The organism is Aporhodopirellula sallentina SM41 (genome assembly GCF_000346505.1).
Lineage (GTDB): Bacteria > Planctomycetota > Planctomycetia > Pirellulales > Pirellulaceae > Rhodopirellula > Rhodopirellula sallentina.
On the sequence record NZ_ANOH01000097.1, the window covers coordinates 1 to 18,321 of the forward strand.

Genomic DNA, 18,321 nt, shown 5'->3' on the forward strand with positions numbered 1-18,321 from the left:
TGGAATCGATTCGACTTTGGTACCAAGCAATATCGTCTGCTTCATTGAGTTCTATCGCCATCTTCACAGCGCTGTTGAGCGCCATGAAGTACAACGAATCGATCACAATTTGTTGGTCGATCGTGTCCTTTTTCCCCCAGTCGCTCCAGTTCCAATGATCCATTGACGACTTTTTGCGCAATTGCAAACCGTCGGCACCTGGGCTCCACAGTTGGAGGTATTCACGAACATGCGGATACGCGTAACGTAGCGTGTCGATGTCGCCGGTGTTGAAGTAGTACTGCCAGATGGCCTGATCGACAAACTGCAAACTCTGGCTGGGTAGCTCACGCAACCGCAATGGGCCAAGAGCCGCGTAGATATCGTCGTGGCTATACGCCATCGTTACCCGGATCGCTTTTCTCAGTAGCTGACGACCGGCATCGTCCATGCAGTAGAAGAGGTAACTGGCTTGGTCGGCAACATCTCCGATCCAGCACGCACGCTCGCGATCGGGGCAATCCATGAAGTTATCACGGGCACAAACGAAGAGCGTGTTGCGTCCCATCTGCCACAGACGTTGATAGAACGGGTCGCTGCATTCAAACATTCCCGCCATATTGCCAACGCTCATCCAGCGGTACTTCAGCCCCAGCACTTTGACGCCAGCGGGGATTTGATAGATCACCCAATGCCCGTTCATCCACGAGAAACTCTCGAAGTCCTGCCGGCCCTGTTTCGTCGTATAGTGCGCGGTGATCTTGTTTTGACGGTTGTCAGTCGTGATACCAATCTCGACGCCCTCATCACATTCAATTTCTAGCCACGGCGTGATCTGTTGATTCCATGGCAGGTGGCATCGGATCGGCGTCCCATCGCTGACGAACGGGAATTTCGATTCCGGATGGCTCGCGTAGAATTGCAAACCGTGATTGACCAGCGAGGGAACGTAGTTCCTTTCGAGATGATTCCAGGGCGCGACGGGCGGAATCCCTTTTTCCGTTGCATTCGACCAGTCGGTGTCGTCAAACCCAGGTGACTGCCAATCGCCCATCGCGTCGCGGGCGTCGTACTTGACGTTGTACTGAACGATGCTCGTTCCCGTGTCACCACTATCCAACGCGTAGGCGGGATTGCGTTTCGTTTTCCATGACCGATCGGTGGTAATTCGTTGATCACCGATATCGGCCTGAAGGATAAAACCGCCCTTCCCGCTATCGACGTGAGTGCCTTTATGAGTCTCGTTGCCCCAGTACCAAACCAGAACTGAAATCGTGTTCTTGCCGGGACGGAGATACGGAGCGAGATCTACCTCCTCGTACCACGTATTGGAGGGCTTACGATTGGGAGGAAGCTCCCACATCTCTTTCACACGATCCCATGGCTTTGCGGGACTCGGACCACGGGCGACGCTCCCCTCAAACACGACCAATTCGCCGTTGATCCACATCCAGTACTTGCTGTCGGCCGCAATGCTCGCAACGGCTTTACTGGGAACTTCGCCAACTACGATCTGCTTGCGAAACGCGACCCAGGAATTGGCTGGCCCGTCTTCCGGTTGCCAGATCCACTGAGCGTTCCACTCAATCGTCTGATCATCGGCGCAAGTGGATGTAGCGCAGATCGAAACCAGAAACAAACCGAGGAACAGAACGGTGCAGACACTTTTCATGCGAAGGTTTTCAAACTGAGTGGGATGGGGATCAATGGGTGCGTCTTTCATAGAAGGTTCCTCAATGTATTTAGGACATTGCCTGTGCCGCCCGCGTGGATCAACGTTCATTGAGGATCCTTAGCTCCGCGACTTCCGGCAGGTCTGAGCACTGGTCAATCTGCAACCGCATTTTGCTGGCGGTGACTACATCGAATTGATGAATCCGACCTGATCCACATTCTTTGCCTTCGAATAAATCGCGCCAACGATCGCCGTCCCAGACTTGAAGGCGATAACTCTTGATGCGATCGCCTATCTCGTCGATTTCGATGGTGTCGAAAGTTTGTGGTTTGATCCAAGCGGCCTCTAGCCATTGAGATTGAGCAGATGCGGCTTTCCAAGAAGTCTCCGCGTTCTGATCGTTGCTCTTGAAAGCTTCGAATCCTGGGAGCTTTTCACTTTCGATATGCATCGACGACGCACTCATGCGTGCGATCTTGGCGAGATTGCGTTGCTGATCGATTGGGTCGGGGTAAGCTACTTCGGGAATCGCGGATACTGCAAAGTCATACGTACCCGATCCGATCGCGTAGACGACGCAATTCCCAACGGCGTCGCTGAGTTGATCGCCGAGATAGCGTACGTCTTCGGACTGCTCGGCCGGACGGCCACTTTCTCGAACATGTTCTTTGCTGACCGAAGGAACGAACAATTTGGCCGAGCAGTTGACAGGAACCTCGATGTGGTAGGTTGCAATGTTGTCGCCACGTTTCCAGTTGACGACGATCTTGCCGTAGTTGGTTTGAAAAGATGCATTGGCATACGTCAGATCCCCGACCGGAGATGGCTTAATTAAGAACTGTTGCATTCCTGGGTGCTCTGGATCAGGCCGGATGCCGCCGAATCCTTTGATGAAATATCCGCCAATACCGGTGTAGCAAGTATGAATTCGGCTTTGTCCGGTTGCGGACCATCGTTCAGGCCACAACGTTTCATCTTGCGCGAGGAAGTAGCCGTAACTGGGGTGAGCATCGTCGCACAACATCTCGTAGATGAGGTCCATACGCTCACCGCACTCCGTGAAATAGCGAGTATAGATCGCTTGCCCTGAACTGCCGCAGTCGTAGTACGGGAATCCGTAAAGCACTTCGTCGACCAACCGGCCGTACACCTTCTGTCGTTCGGATTGAGGAGTAACGCCGCCAATGAGCGCGAATACTTGATTGATTTGTTGGCCGTTTCCGTAGTCGCCCGATTCCGAATCGTAAAAAAACGCATGGGTGGCGTGACGTTGAACGGTTAACCGATCCGAATAGGTTGCCGCGTCGACGTGCTTTCCCAAGGCTGTCGCGATCTTCACGGCACGATCGAGCATGAACGCATACAAACAATTGTTGAAGTGCGCCGCCTCCGGTGAATTGCTGCTATCCCAGAAATTGCCCTTTGGGGTACACCAATCACCGAGGCCTGGGAATTGCCGTTCGCCTTCTTCGCCAATGACGAGTGCTCCGTCGGTGGCGTAGTCGGAGTGTTCAAACAACCATGTCATCCACCGTTCCATGGATAGGTAATTGTCTGCCAAAAGCTTTTTGTCGCCGAGCATCTCGTACGTCGCCCAGATCGTGATCGGACAATTGGCTTTCCACATCAAGAAGGGGCGATCCTGCTCGTTGATGACAGCACGTATTCTGCCATCGGGGAACTGAGTGTCCCGCATGAACTGTGTGTACTGGTCCATGTAGGCTCCGCTTTCAAAATTCGTCAAAGCATCACCGTACATCGCCGCAACAGTAACCTCGCCCCAACCACGACGCTCGCGATGAGGACAGTCCATCAAAATCCCATCGAGCGTATTGGCGAGATACGTGTCAATGTTCACATCGTAGATGCGATTGAGCAATTCGTTTGAACACTCAAACGAACTGGTCCGCTTCCGATCACTTGTGATGACATACCCCGTAATGTCGTCCAACGGCGGGGTGGCTTCGAGACCGCTTACGGTGATCCAGCGTCCGCCTGCGATATTGAAACGGTTTGAGAACACTCCTTCCCCGGTCTCGGCGAAGATGTACTCGCTCTTTTGATTCCAATTGCAGCGTTTTTCCTTTTGATCCGAAATTTCAAACACCACTTTCTGCCCGGCTTTGCCGCCACGCAGATGCATTTGGAAATAGCCGGAATAGTTACGCCCCATATCGATCACGTACGACTGATCCTCCAGTGGCGTGACACAGCACGGCGTGATTTTTTCGTATTTGACTTGGGGTTCGACCCTCTGAGCACTCAAGATCACAGCGATGTCGCTTTCCCAGACTGTCGCTTGATCCCACTGCGTGTCGTCGTAGTTCGGCTGATTCCATTCCGAGATTCGGTTGCGAGCATCAATGCGTTCGCCACCAAAATCGAGGATATTCCAGCCCCCGACTGTACTCGCTGTTGCTCTTACGACATTTCCATGTTTCATCGGTCACCAGTGTCGTGGTTTCCGCGTCGTCCTCAATCACGACCTGTGCCTTAAAGACAAAAGGCGGATTCCGATACTCGGTGACTCGAGGCCAACGAGCCCAACCGGCCGCATGCCAGATCGCGACGACGTTCTTGCCCGGTTGCAAGTAGTCACGAACATCGTAGGTCAGATAGGGAATCCGCTTCTTCATGAACGATTGCGCTGGATTCATCACCCCGTCGCCGACCTTACGTCCGTTAACATAGATCTCGTGATAGCCAAACGAAGCAACGTAGGCGAACGCGGTCGAAGGACTCTGAGACAGTGAGAATGTTTTACGGAACCAGTTGTGATCGGTTTTGATTTGATCCTCTTTGTGGATCCAGGAGCCTAACCAGTCGCTTGGATTCAGTAGCCCAATTGTGAAACGTGCCGGTTTGCTCCATGCGCTAGTTGCGTCTGCCGCGTCTCGAACTCTTACCTTCCAGTAACAGGTCCTTCCTGACGTCAACTGCTCGCCTGCGAAAACAACGTTTTGCGAATCAGAATGTTCGACCAACCCGCTGTCCCAGAGGTCACCTAAATCGGCATCGAGTTTCGCAAGGCTGCTTGCGACGACGATTCGGTAGCCCGTCTGCCGCTGGTTTCGCTCGGCCCGCGTGTCGATGATCTTCCAGCTAAGCCTTGGACGCGTATTATCGATCCCCAGTGGGTTCGTTCGATACTCGCAGCGTAAGTCCACGGGAACCACCGCAGCACAGCAATTGGCAGACACAAAGAAAAGCGTCATCCAAAGCATCAGTTGATAAGTGCGTGGAACGATGGTGGGTCGGGCGTTCATTGGTGGGGATGCGACCAAATTCGATTGATCAGCAATGCTAGCGAGGGAAATCGCGAGAAATCGGTGTAGGAGAAACGAGTTTGGAGTCGGCTATTATTCGTTCTCTTCGAACAGGAAAACGAACTCATGGTGAATCTCCGGATGCTGCTTTGCGAGATCCGTCGTCTCACCGGGGTCCGTTGCCAGGTCAAATAGTTGGGTTGGTTGATCCAGCCCGTAGCGAACCGCTTTCCAGTTGCCACGACGAGCCGCTTGAAAGACTTCGCCGACGACACCTGAGTTGGGATCACCGACTTGTTTGCCAAATTCCCAGTACAACGTTCGTTCCGGAATTGAATTAGGCGAGTCACTGAGCAACGGATAAATCGACGTTCCGTTGGTTTTCACACGTGGGACGGAATTCAAAGAAACACCGGCAATGTCAGCGAACGTTGGCAGCACGTCAGCAAAGGCCAATGGCGTCTCCTCGACTCGGCCGGTTTTGATTTTCGCCGGCCAACAAGCGATCATCGGCACGTGAATGCCTCCGTCGAACAGATCACGCTTCATTCCTTTGAACGGTGCAGCGGCTTTGAAAAAGTCTGGATCGCCTCCGCCTTCATCGTGCGGACCGTTGTCAGACGTAAAAATAATTAACGTGTTGTCGGCGATGCCGCGGCGGTTCAGCGCGTCAACGATCTTGCCCACGTAGGAGTCCAATGCGGTGACCATCCCCGCGAGTGTTGCACGAGGCCGCACGACCGGTTCGGGATAGTACCATGCGTACTGGTCCGATGGTTCGCCCTTAGACATCCCGGAATACGGGGTTTCTTCAAACAGCGATTCGTACGGTTTGACGAACTCTTCCGGTGCGGCGAGTTCAGCGTGAGGGGATGAAAACGCGAGCATCACAAAGAAAGGATTCTCGTGATCTTGATTGATAAAATCGATTGCTTCTTGAGCAAACAACTCTTGTGCATACGCCCCCTTTTTGCCGCCCTCGTTTGCAGTGATGCGCAGTTTGTGTCCGTCACGCCACAGAATCGTCGGGTATTGTCGATGACCTTCGAGAATCGAATACATGCCGAACCACGTATCAAACCCCATCGCCAACGGATCGGTCACACCCATTTGCGATCCGATGGAATACTTGCCAAACAGAGCGGTGTCGTAACCAGCATGCTTGAGCACGTGAGCTATCGTGACATCGATATCGGCCAATTGAACTTTGTTGGAATTGTTCTGCATGAGACGTCCGTCGCGTCCCGTGAACAGTGAAACACGAGAAGGCGAACAAACGGTGTTGCCCGCGTACGCGTTCGTGAACCGAATCCCGTTCGCCGCAAGACGGTCCAGTTGAGGCGTCTTGATCGGTGTATCGCCATACGCGCCAATTTGGTTGAACCCCATGTCGTCGGCCAACACGAAAATGATATTGGGCGGATCAGGCGTGGTCGGCTCAGTCGCTTTCGAGAGCGAGATCGCCGCGAAGCCGAACGCACCAAAGATGAGGCAGCAGCACAGATGCATGGAACGCGGATGAGTTCGCGAGAATGTCAAAGGGAACTCTCCATTTTTGGGGCATGGACGATTGGCTTGAGATGGAAGTCGATGACATGTAGAGGTGAAGGGACGCCATCAATCGGATCGCGTTTGTCGGTACGAATGATTCTTTTGGGAGGAGACTGAACGTAGACCGACAGAACCTGTTCTTCCTCCCATCGCGTAACGTCGACCAACGGCTCTCCAAAAGTAGGTTGTTCGGGAGTTGGAAGTCGTTCCCACTGCCACAGGCTACGTGACGCATTAGGGATTCCACGAGCAATGAACAACTGATATTCGTCGTTGACTTCGTCGGTGTACGCGAGAAATAGCACTCCGTCTTTGTTTCCCACGAGCTTCGGTCGTTGTCCCGAAAACGGTAAAACCTCCAAATTCCACTTACGATTGCCGCCACGCCAATAGTGGTGATACCGATGCTCGGACCTGCCCGCTTGTCGTTGTCTCGCGATCACATGGATGCTGCCATCATCAAACGCATAGTGAGTGTTCTGGTTCGCAACGTGGTTTTCTGGCGCAATGGGCAACACGACCAGTCCGGGCGTATCTAGATGTATGGGGTTCGTTCCGGTCTCACCAATGATCTTTCCATTGGAGTCGTGCCAAGTGTTCCCCATGTCGTCGCTGTACGCGTAACACAAGTCATGTTGGTTTCGCGGATTGGTCTTTTCAAACCGATCACGCCAAACCCACGTCGCGTGGAGTCGTTGATTAGAGAACGACAACGAATTCATGTAGGGACATCGATAAAGGCTGGTGCGACCGTTGTGTTCATAAACACCAATATCACGGGCAATGAACTTCCCCATTCCCGGAACCCAATCGTGGGCGTCGCCGTCGTATCGTTCGATCATGCCGTCACCGTTGCCAGACGTCATGGCCCGGTAGTACAGCATCAGGTCGCCATCAGGGGATGAGAAGAAACGCGGGTAGGTGACTCTTTCAGCGGTCTCGATTGGTCCCAACGCACTCTGAATCGGCCCAAACAGACTTGGCTCCCAGTCAAACGATTCTCCGCGATTGGCAACGTTCCGTTTCGAAACACGGTAGTGCAGCGGACTAGCGTGATGATCGAACGCGAGATGAATGGTTCCATCCTTTTTGCAAATTCCGATGACGATCGTGTTGTGTGAATCATTTGATCCAAAATGATGATCTTCAAAGCGGATGACCGACCAATCCGAGGCAGGCAGTTCTCGTCGTGCAAGACACACCCGCCTTCTCGAGTCCACATAGCCAACGTATTGGTAGCCTCGGTACGAGACAATCGGCGATTGTTGGTGCGAACGCCCATTCACCGTGCCACCGAATCGAGCGGCAGGCCCTTCGGCAAAGGTCAGCGCACGGGCATCCACGATCGTATTCTCGACTTTTTGAAAATCTCCTGCGTGCCCGTTTTCAGAGGAAAAGGCTGATGCCACGCAAAGACACCCCATGACGGTAGAGCGAAAGGCGACGTGCATACGAAAGTTCTTTCTGAGAGTCTTCATTGTTTGATGAACACGCTATGGTTCCAATGTTCGGCGAATCGCGAAATCGAGTTTGACCGGACCTAGCAATCCGGATTCGCTCAGCGGTGAATCTTGAGTATAAAACTTGCATGTCGCGAACGTCTTCGCCGTTGTCGCCGGGCGCTGCGAGCCGTTCTCTAACCATGCAGGGATCTTCAGAATCAAACCTTCTCCAGGCTTCACGTTTGGCTCATAGCGATCGGCCGGCTCGAATCGTTCATCACCGATCAGCCGATTTACCCACAAGTTCGTGACACGAACTTCCAGCTGGTTTGAACCGGGCTGAACAAGTCCTGAGACATCGACCTGGAAAGGCGGCTTCCACAACGTGCCGAGATTTTTCCCATTGAAGATGACTTCGGCGAACAGTTTGACGTCGCCGAGGTCCAGCCGAACCGATTTATCCTGGCCTATCCTGTCTGCCGGGACATCGAATTCTTTGCGGTAGATTGCGGTTCCCGAGAAGTAGTTCAGTTCCGGATCACTGTGTTCTGTCCATGAAACCAATCGGTCCAAATCGATATTCTCGGGGCCCCATTCGCGGGGACACTGCAACTTCCAATCGGTTGAGAGATCGATCGACTCAGGGATACTCGGGACTTCCAACGAATTACGCGTTCCATCCGAATAGACCACCTCATACGTGCCCGGTTCCCACGCATGAAGAGCAGTGCTTTTTCTCGAGACTGCCAACGTCGCCGGTTCCGCTGTGGCGGGAACCGGGTTGGTAACTCGATTCAACACGAGCGTTTCGTTTTGATTCACTACCGTTAAGAACTTCTTGTCACCTACGGAGTATTTCACCCGCAGTTGCTTCGGCGAGCCTGGGGCGGGATCAAGGCCAAAAAGATCCCATTTCACTTCGACATTGATCGCATTGCTAGCGATTTTGGATCGTATTCGCCCGGTCACGTCGACCTGACGACCAGCACCGCCATTAAGATCGCCATAGGTCGCCCGGTGAATGATCAGTGGTTCGGCCAGCTTTCTTCCCTTTGAAAATGGAGTCGAGCCGTTATGCAGTATGTCGACGACGGAGCGATCTTTCGATGGTTCATTGAAGACTACAAAAACGGCTTGGGCCGGATCCAAGAACAGTGGAACGCGGGTGCGTCCATCGTCGGTGGATTCATACACGGGAGCCTGCTTGATTTCGCCGGTTTGAGCGTTCCAAAGTTGCGGTGTTCGCCCATCGACGCGGAACGTGACTTCGACTTGCCTGGCGACTTCCTGTTGGTTTGAAATCAGATAGACATCCACGTTATCGATTAAACGGTGAATCCATTCGTATCCAACCCCTGAATACAACGTTGTCGCAATCGGTTGCACCGAATGAAATTCCACGTCGGGTTGAACATCCAGCGATGCGAGGATCTTCTGAAGCGAACGGGGCCAGTAAACCATTCCTTGCCCCACAGCATTTTCGCATACATCGGTTCCGTCGCACTCACCCCAGATAGCGTTTGCGGTTTGCCGGATTGACCGATCACTTTCCGGATAGTTCTGCAGCCCTGGGGCACGTTTTGGTTTGGCCCAAACAAGGTGACCGCCGCTCTTCAAGAGTTGGTGCGCCTTTTCGAACACCTGCTGTCTAACCGGTCCTTCGGGCATTACCAGAACGCGGTACTGCATTCGTCCGGGCATAACAATGCGACCATCCTGGACGGTCAGTTTCATGAAGTTGTCGCAGGAGATTGTGTCGTAATCGTATCCGTCCGGAACCGCCGGTTGCATGTCGTTACGGTTCGGACAAACCTGCGGCGCGTCCTCGCCTGGAAAGTAGCAAAGGTCCGCCTGGAATTCACCCTGTTGCAACAGATACTGACTGCGGGACAGATATTCGTTCCACGCTTTTCCCTGTTCGTACCACGTGTTGTTGCGGTTGTTCTGGAACCCCCAGGGCCCCATCGTCATCCCGGGCAGAACATCCTTAGCCCACGGTTGATGAACGAACGTGTGAAAGATGAAACGGTTGACGCCCTGGCAGAAGAAATAATCTCCCTGTGCTTTCAAACGGTACGGATGTTGAACAAACGCCGCGGTAGCACGCCCCGCCGTGAAGGCTTCCGCGCCCACGATTCGACGGCCGTTGGTATGGGCGGCCGACGCTGCCATCTTGGACGATCCAAAGTGCAATCCCGGCGGAGTTCGCGCCCACCATTCGCCCATCGGAATATCCGCGACATCAGCAACGGCAAAGTTGTCGAGGTTTCCGGGTTTTCCGTAAGGTTCGATCGATAAGGCGAGTCCGCTGCGGTGACATCGATCGGCAAAGTGCTGGTAGTAGTTTTCGGTCAGAAGATCTGCGATCACCCGGCGAAAATCCCACAGGAATCGTTCACTGACATCCATGTTCGTGACCACTCGGCCGGTCAATACCGGCAAGTAGTTCTTGAGATCGTATCCCATTCGTTTTTGAAACTCGATCTCAAAACCCTTGGTCCAGTTTTGCTGCATCACCTCATAGCTATCGACGAGAATGTTATTGAGCACCTTCCCTGCCAGAGGACCGGCGTCGTCAAGCACCTTCTGAACGCAATTCTCCCAGTGCAAATCGACAGCAGTTTTGCTGAGTTTGTCACACTCGTAGCCTCGCCCTTCCCGCGGAGCCGGCCGGTTGCGAACAGCAGTCGGGGTGTAAGCAAACCGCACAACGGTCCATTCACCGTGGGGAACATCCCACGCAACTGTTCCATCGGCAGTCATCTCTTCACCCAGGTCGACAATCGCATCAGTGCTGATCACGTCGCCGGTTTCCACGGTGCGAGTGTCAGGCTGGATGTAGTTATCGCGTTCAAAACCCGCTTTGGCTCGCCAGTTTTCAATGCGGAATCCAGGTTCTCCATGCGATTCGGATTGCGGCGTGGGAAAGGCGAGGACTGCGATGTCGCGTGAGTATGGGTCGCGATCCGTTGGCCGTTCTAGTTTGATCGTCACCGGCTGCGGTCCGGATACTTGCCGCTCGGTCCACGCCACCTTCATCATCGACGCTTCAGCCGTAATCCATGGGCCGCCGCTGCTCGACCATCCCGCGCAGTTATGAAAGCACACTTCCAATCCGAGCCGATCGGCTTCCTCGATTGTGTGTTTCATCAACCGGCGCCAATCATCACTCAGATACTTGATCGGTCCTGGGGACATGCGGCGCTCGATTTGGAACGCCTGGAATCCACCGATGCCGGTTCGGTGCATCGCTTCCAGATCTGCGGTTATGCCCTCGGCCGAAACATAACCGTTCATCCAATGCCACCACGTGTGTGGTTTGGCAGAGTTCGGTGGCGACTGAAATCTCTCACACAGTGGTTCGGTTGCGGAAAGACTGCAGCAGGCAAGACACCCCCATAGAACGATCACGAACTGCAATCGAACCAGAATGGTGCGAGCGTTTTGTGAAATCCGCATGCTAACCACCCTCGCAATTTCGCTGGTGCTTCATTTCACTCGGCGGCGCGTGTCGACTTTGGATTTGGTCGTCACCGATCCACTTGCGCATAACATTACCACGCGTCAAAGCGGCAAATGGAGTGCGCCGCAGATGCGGTCGCAAATCGCTTTTGTAGGAAACAGGCAGGAAGTGATGTTGCATGGTGTGGGTAGCGATGGGAGGTATCCGATACGATTTCAAGAATCGACGCGAGGTTTCGCTGTTGATTCTCTTTCAGGGAGAACACCCGTCATTTCGTCTTGCTTCGATCAATCAGAGCTAACTGGTTTGCAGAAGAGGATCATGTTCAGATGCGAACCTTTCCCTTTTGCTTGATCCGCATTGCCAGATATTTTGATGGCTTCGTCCTTTGCGAGGCGTTTCACATAGAGCGCCAATGTGCCTCGGTTAAGTTTGACTTTGTCGCCGGTTTTTCGATAACTCGACAACCATTCCGGCACCGGGGCCTTCACATCGTGAGCAACAAAGAACTCCATTTCGCGAGCCGCAGAGGCAACGATGTAATCATTCGCCCAGTAGTCGCTATCATTCTTCGCGGTTCGAATGACGCGTGATTCATGCAGATAAGATGGTGCTTCCTTGATGTAGATCCTGGCTTCATCGGAGTAGGGAAGCATTTCGTGTTGATACTGTGTTTCCTGTCCCCCAGCACCTTCACCGGTGTAGGCGAACATTGAAAACATTTGATCATCGAGATTCGCTTCTTCACGCGCAGGAACCGGCACGGCTCGCAGTGCTTCCAGTTCCGCAATCCGCTCCGCATCGACGTATGGACGATCGGGAAGCGACGTGCCGAGAACCGAGGGAAGTGTTTCGCTAAGTCCATCGACCACCTCGACCGGTTTCGACGTGAGATGAATGACGGCCGGGTGCAGACCGTCACGGGAGGCGGTCAGCGTGACCTCGCCCGGTTGCAACGTCGATCGAATGCTAACACGGTTGATACCACACTCCGTCATGAGGTGTTTCTTGTTTGTGCTGTCTTCAACCCCACTGTTGTATCCGCCGCGCCAAATGCCGGGACCGGAAATCGCGAAATCCACACGAGCCTGATCGACCGGACACCGACGTCCTTTTTGATCAACGACCTCAAAGTCCACCAGCACAACGTCTGAGCCGTCGGCTCGCCAACCGGCAGGTGAAGTGATTGGGGTCAACCGAATCGCGTGCGGCTGCCCAGCGGTATGCTTTGTCTGCGTTGCGATCTTCAGACCGTCCCGATAAGCGACCACAGTGATCTCACCGGGCTCATAAACGACATCCGGCCACGTAAACAGCGTGTCGAAACTGCGTTCGCCCACTCCGAGGCTCTTGCCGTTGACAAACAACTCGGCACGATCCGCTTTTGCAACGGCGTACATGTTTTTGACGGTGGTTGCGGGGTAGGTCCAGTGGCCGATCAAATGCACCCGGTCTTCATCATCCCAAGTCGCCTGCAATGCCCAGTAGGCTTCCTTGGGCAAACGAACGCCATCGACCTCTCCCGTCGCTCGGGCACAATCGGTTCGCTGTCGCGTCCCATGTGTTCCGTCCGAAAAAATCCAATTCGCACCTCCGCTGTGTCCAGGCTTGCTGCCAAAGAGCGTCCACCATTGGTCAATGGCATTGGTAGCGAATCCTTCAGAAGTCAACGAATACGTATTGAGTTCTTCCAACTTCCCGAGTCGCCCGAAGTCAGGCGGTGAATACTCGTCCCAAACGCGACGTGGTGTTTCGGTACGGTCGTATTCCGTTTCCACCACAGCGAGCGAGGGAAACGTCCGTGTCCGCCCCACCGTACCGAGCTCAATGTCGATGCTCTCGCGCATCGCCGGAGTTGACATTCGGAACCCGAAGTATCGTTTGCCCTTGGGGTCCCATTTCTGAACAATCTCTTTCAGTTCGGCGGCATGCTCAGGACTGACGCTGTAATTGCCGCCTTCCCAAATGCAGATCGCAGGGTGGTTGCGATAGTAGACAATCATGTCGCGATAAGCATTCGTTCGCGTTTGCCACGCGTCACCCTGGCAATCCTTTTCTCCATCCACGCCTGGCATGATCGTGACAAACCCATACTTATCACTGCTTTCGACGCCGACCGGTGGTCCTGCGCAGTGCCCCCACCGGATCAAATTGCCGCCCGCATCCTCCATCATCCGCAACGTGTAGTCGTGCATCCAATTGGGAATCCCGGCGCCGAGCCCAGCCCATCCGGCAATCGGTTTTTGCCCCCAACCGTGTAGTTTCAGGTGACGCCCGTTGATCCAAAACCCACTGTTTTTATCAAAACGGAAGTTCCGGATGCCAACGGGGACACTCGATATGTCGCGAACGACACCATCCACCGTGACCTCGACGTTCAGTTCGTACAAATACGGATAGTCAGGTTCCCAAAGGTGCGGATCCGAGACGTCTAACGAACAGTCAACTTTGCATAGCCCGTTCGCATCGATCGATGCCACCTCGCTCGCCGACGCAACAATTTCCCTCTCTCGATCAATGATCGAGAAGGTGATGTTGGCTTCGACCGGAGAAGACTGCGAGTTGCCAATTTGTGCGATGGCGCCCACCGACGCACTACTTTTCGTCAGCGAATCGGTCCAAACATACACGCCTTCGGACCCCAGGTTCCCATACAGTGGCAGCGTGACATGAACCGGATCGAGCACGTGCAGATAGACATTGCGATAGATGCCACCGTGCGGCGGATGCCAGTTTTGATGGTGCCACGGTGTCGCGCCTGTATACAGAGTTGGCTCGACGGTGTTGTCCGCTTTGACCGCGAGCACATTGGTCCCGTTCTCCTCGAGGTGCGGAGTCAGATCAAATCCAAACGGTATAAAGCCTGTCTTATCCTGGCCAAGGTGATGGCCATTGATGTAGACATCGGCGACTTGCCGCACTCCCTCGAACTCAACGATGACACGTTTGCCCACCGCCGATTCCGGCAACGAAAACTCCTTGCGATACCACGCGGCCCCTTGCCAAAGATCCGTTTCGCCCTGGTGGCCTCCCGTTCCGAAATCGTTGAAGGTATCGACGTCATTCCACGTATGAGGGCAACTGACGATGTCCCAATTCTGATCATCAAATTCCGACTGATGGGCCCCCTCGACGTCATCGCGAATGAAACGCCACCCGATATTCAGGTTGTATTTCCGCACACCGAACGATGCGTCTTCTGTCTCTGCGGACACCAATTCCACGTCGACAAAAAAAACGCTAAGCAACGCAAGAAACACGAGTCCTACTCGCGCGCGTGAAAACCTTGGAACCAATTTCTCGAGGAGACACTCTTTATGCGACGTCGTCATCAATGCACACGCGGGTTACGGACGGATGGGTACCGTCGCCAGAGCCCTGACGACGTATACATACCCGTTAGCGTGCGACATTTTCGCGAACATTATCGCCGACTTGAGCTAAATATCGCGAATTTCGCAACCGTGAAAGAAGGAGAACGTCAATCTGACCACCAACCCGCAATTCTCCGCGACCTGAGCACCGCGGAACGAGAGCCGAGGTAAGCAACTGAGCCTCTCAAGTGTCATCGAAATCGATCTAACGAACGTCACCAGACATTGGAGGTCTCAGTTATGACGAATTCATCTCCTGGTGTTGAAGACGACAAATCTCACAATGCTTTAGATCACCGAGATCACGCACCGAGTCGCCAAATCGTTCCCCGCCGGAATCTTGATTTCCAGCGGCAAAGCTTCCGCACCCGGAACCATGTTGAAGACTCGCTTTGTCGGATCACCTTGAACAGACAGCGTCGCGTTGGATTCGATAACGACTGTCCCCTTTGGTTTGACAACCTCGATGCGAGTGTCCGACACCTGGCGAACCTCCTCACCGGCCGGCGAGAGGATCGGCACAATGAGGGAATCATCGCCCGGCGATACCTGCTCTGGTGCCTCGACGATGATCGTCGCGTTGTCAGGTCCAAACCGATATTGAATCTGCCATGGAGCTTCGCCCTCGGAGATTAACTCACGGGATTCGTTTTCGAGAAACGTCTCCACTCGGATTTCGACATTTTCTCCGTCTTCTTCCGTTGAGACTTTCGCGTCGAGCTCATACAAGTTCGTAAACCAACTGCCGTCAACGTGTCGTTCCACACGAGTCGTTAGCGGGAAGTCCCTGCCCGGTTGTGGCTGCATGTTCAGCGGTTCGACCATTTCGTATCGAGCCATGCTCGACGCCAGCAGCGTGCCAACCTTCTCGTGATACAACACCGAAAGCGACCCGCCTGTGGGCTGCTGTAACAGCCCCGACTTTTTTGTTTTGTAGATCGAATCGTACGCCGAAATCGTCGCTCGCCAGGGACCTCTCGCAGCCAACCATACGTCGAGTTCACTGAAATGCTTCACACCATCAGCGACTGCGCGAGGCAGCGGAGCGGTGTCGTCTACTTTCGGCAACGTCGCGGCTCGATCTTGGACGAGCGCCATCACCTTGGCGTGAGCGAACGTGTGGTGGATGCACGGTTTAATGCCATGCGAAACGTAATCTGGCCCGCCATGCAGTAGCCCGTCCGCCGTGCAGCGCTGCAACAACTCCGCATTGCGAATCGCAGCCGTTCCGAACGCCGGGTTGTAGCCGGCCATCAAACTGAACGCCGGTTGGCATCCGTCCGACGTGCGACTGCCCCAGTAGCTCCATTTTTGCGACCGGGTTCCCCAGCTATTGTCCCACGCCCCGTCAGGCAACATAAACTCAAGATGCCCATTGAGTGTCTTGGTGGCGAGATCGAGCATTTCTTGATCGCCAACCTCGATGGCATACAGCACAACACCGTTGAGTGATTCCTCAACGTTGTATCCGAGATCGACCGGCAGCAATCCGCGACCGCTTCGATTGTCATTCGGTTTCCCCTCGCCCCACAGCAGCATGTTCGGGTCAGTGAAAAACTCCTTCACCCGTTTGGCAAACTGATCGCTACGCGCCGTGTATTTCGGGTTGCCGAGCAGGTTGCCGAACAAATGGAATCCGTACACCCCGGTCATGCCGTAGTTCAGATTCGTGAAGTCGATCTTTCGGAAGTCTCGGTAGAGATATCCGCCGACAGCTTCGTCGAGACGCTTCGTCCACGCTTCCCGCCGAGTTGCATCGAGAAGCTCGCCGTGATAATGCAACGCTTCCGCCAGCGCGATCGCTCCGAAAATCGTCGTACCACGCCACGCTTTTGGATTGATGTCGTTGGTCCAACTGCCGTCGGGTTGGCTGACGTTGTTCTCAGCCCAGTCGTACACGTTGATTGCCGCGTCAAGGTACTTCTGTTCCCCGGTCACGCGTGCCAGATGCATGAACGGGTACAACGCATCGCTGCAACGTCCATGAATGTGACTGCATGCCGGACAGATCAACGCACCATGGCGGCTCGGATCGCTCGGATTGTTTACCTGGCGTCGGATCATCCCGTCGCACCAATCCACCAGCAGACTCTTGGTCAACTCGAGAAAGCGTTCGTTGCTGTGCGATGCCGAAGAGGATTGAGAGAATGCGTCTACGTGCTCTTCTGCGTGCTCTTCTGCGTGCTCTTCTGAAGCGATCAAACCGTTACTCGCGACCGCAAGACTCGCGAGTCCAACGAATGATCGGTTAACAAAATGGCGACGGTTCGTTGCGCAGGCGTCTTTGTGGGAACGATTCATTTCACGCTCCCTGCATGCAACCATTCGTTGAGTGCTGCTTTCAACTCCGCCACCTTTTCGGGCTGCTTCGTGGACAAGTCATTGCGGTCATCAGGATCCGTCTTCAGGTCGTAAAGTTCATCGGCCGACGGACGAGAGATCAATTTGTTCCAACCGTCAATCACCACACGAGCAACCAGTCCGTCATCCAAATCGACGAGGCGATCCAGGTCGCTGTCGTGTTCGTACACGTCCACAAACACACGATCGCGTTTTTGCAATTGCTCTGGATCACGCAAATCGAGTCCGGTCATTGCGGCCGGCGGATCGATATCGCAGGCGTGCAAAATCGTCGTGGCAATGTCAATGTTGCTCGCGAGTGTTTCGCGATCACGCGAAGCCGTGATTTCTCCTTCATGCGAAACGATGATCGGGGTGCGAATGCCGGCTTCCACGGGGTGGCGTTTCGATCGAACGCTGACGTTCATTCTTTTCGGATCTTGAACCCATCCATTGTCGCACGTGTAGACGAAGATCGTGTTCTCGTACAAACCGTTCTGTTTGAGGTAGTCGACGATCTGTCCGCAACCCTCATCGAGCCATTCGACATTGGCCCAGTATCTCGCCGTTGGCTCGTCGGGGGCGACGTCTTTGTACTTCTCATAGAGTCGCTGCGGTGCGTTATGGGGAGCGTGCGGCAGGAAAACACCGTACCAGATGAAAAAGGGTTGTTGTTTCGATTTAGCGTTGTCAACGAAATCATAAATCGGCTGCATCGTCGTGCGTCCAATCTTCAGCCCCACATCACCGTGCCGACCGCCTCGCGATTCCACACCGTGGGTCATTGCATCGGTAAAGCCATGCTCCTTCGGGTCGCCTTCCCACCATTTGCCGGTTTGCAGCGTCGCGTAACCGTTCTCTTTCAACATCCTCACAAACGAAGGCTGCTCGTGCAGAGGCGCGGTCATTCGTTTTCGAAGAGACGCGAATACCCCAAGATCCTTCTTGCGATTGGTCGACGCTGGCATCACCGGGTCGTTGCCCCGAATGCCGGTTTGATGTGGATAGAGTCCCGTGACGAGACTCGCGAGCGATGGCCGACACAGTGGCGCGGTGACATAGCCTCGCTCATAAACCAAACCCGACTTTGCCAACTGATCCAGATGAGGCGTTTGGATATGCGGATGTCCCATGAATCCGTAATCGTTCCAGCCCTGATCGTCGCTCAGCAAGAAGACAACGTTGGGGCGGTCCGCATTCGCAGCCACGCTCGCTAGCGCCGACATCACAA

At 54.2% G+C, this 18,321-nt stretch carries 9 protein-coding genes; all 9 read right to left on the bottom strand.

Annotated features, from left to right (window positions below; translation table 11 throughout):
- On the bottom strand, positions 1 to 1,702 hold a 1,702-nt coding region (locus tag RSSM_RS05690), incomplete at its 3' end, for an alpha-L-rhamnosidase-related protein (protein WP_008675512.1).
- A gap of 49 nt (positions 1,703 to 1,751) precedes the next feature.
- On the bottom strand, positions 1,752 to 4,097 hold the full coding sequence (locus RSSM_RS05695) for a family 78 glycoside hydrolase catalytic domain (protein WP_044301273.1): 2,346 nt from the start codon (positions 4,095 to 4,097) through the stop codon (positions 1,752 to 1,754).
- The gene (locus RSSM_RS05700) at positions 4,015 to 4,920 is read right to left on the bottom strand and encodes a glycoside hydrolase family 78 protein (protein WP_144059597.1); all 906 of its coding nucleotides are present in this window, start codon (positions 4,918 to 4,920) and stop codon (positions 4,015 to 4,017) included. The genes RSSM_RS05695 and RSSM_RS05700 overlap by 83 nt, the downstream gene beginning before the upstream one ends.
- Before the next feature lie 93 nt (positions 4,921 to 5,013).
- The gene (locus tag RSSM_RS05705; RefSeq protein ID WP_008675517.1) at positions 5,014 to 6,429 is read right to left on the bottom strand and encodes a sulfatase-like hydrolase/transferase; all 1,416 of its coding nucleotides are present in this window, start codon (positions 6,427 to 6,429) and stop codon (positions 5,014 to 5,016) included.
- Positions 6,430 to 6,455: 26 nt separating this feature from the next.
- Entirely contained in the window at positions 6,456 to 7,880 is a 1,425-nt protein-coding gene (locus RSSM_RS05710; protein ID WP_236620966.1) for a BNR repeat-containing protein, read from the bottom strand.
- A gap of 84 nt (positions 7,881 to 7,964) precedes the next feature.
- Positions 7,965 to 11,372, bottom strand: a complete 3,408-nt coding sequence (locus RSSM_RS05715; protein ID WP_008675520.1) for a glycosyl hydrolase — start codon at positions 11,370 to 11,372, stop codon at positions 7,965 to 7,967.
- Between the two features lie 291 nt (positions 11,373 to 11,663).
- Positions 11,664 to 14,591 (bottom strand): glycoside hydrolase family 2 protein, encoded by a 2,928-nt coding sequence (locus tag RSSM_RS05725; RefSeq protein WP_236620968.1) that lies wholly within the window; start codon positions 14,589 to 14,591, stop codon positions 11,664 to 11,666.
- Positions 14,592 to 15,038: 447 nt separating this feature from the next.
- Positions 15,039 to 17,051: a hypothetical protein gene (locus tag RSSM_RS05730; RefSeq protein ID WP_008675528.1), complete on the bottom strand. Its 2,013-nt coding sequence runs from the start codon at positions 17,049 to 17,051 to the stop codon at positions 15,039 to 15,041.
- Positions 17,048 to 18,316 carry a sulfatase family protein gene (locus RSSM_RS05735; RefSeq protein ID WP_008675530.1) on the bottom strand — a complete coding sequence of 423 codons (1,269 nt, stop codon included), beginning with the start codon at positions 18,314 to 18,316 and terminating at the stop codon, positions 17,048 to 17,050. Before RSSM_RS05735 ends, RSSM_RS05730 begins: the two co-directional genes overlap by 4 nt.
- Between the last annotated feature and the right edge of the window lie 5 nt (positions 18,317 to 18,321).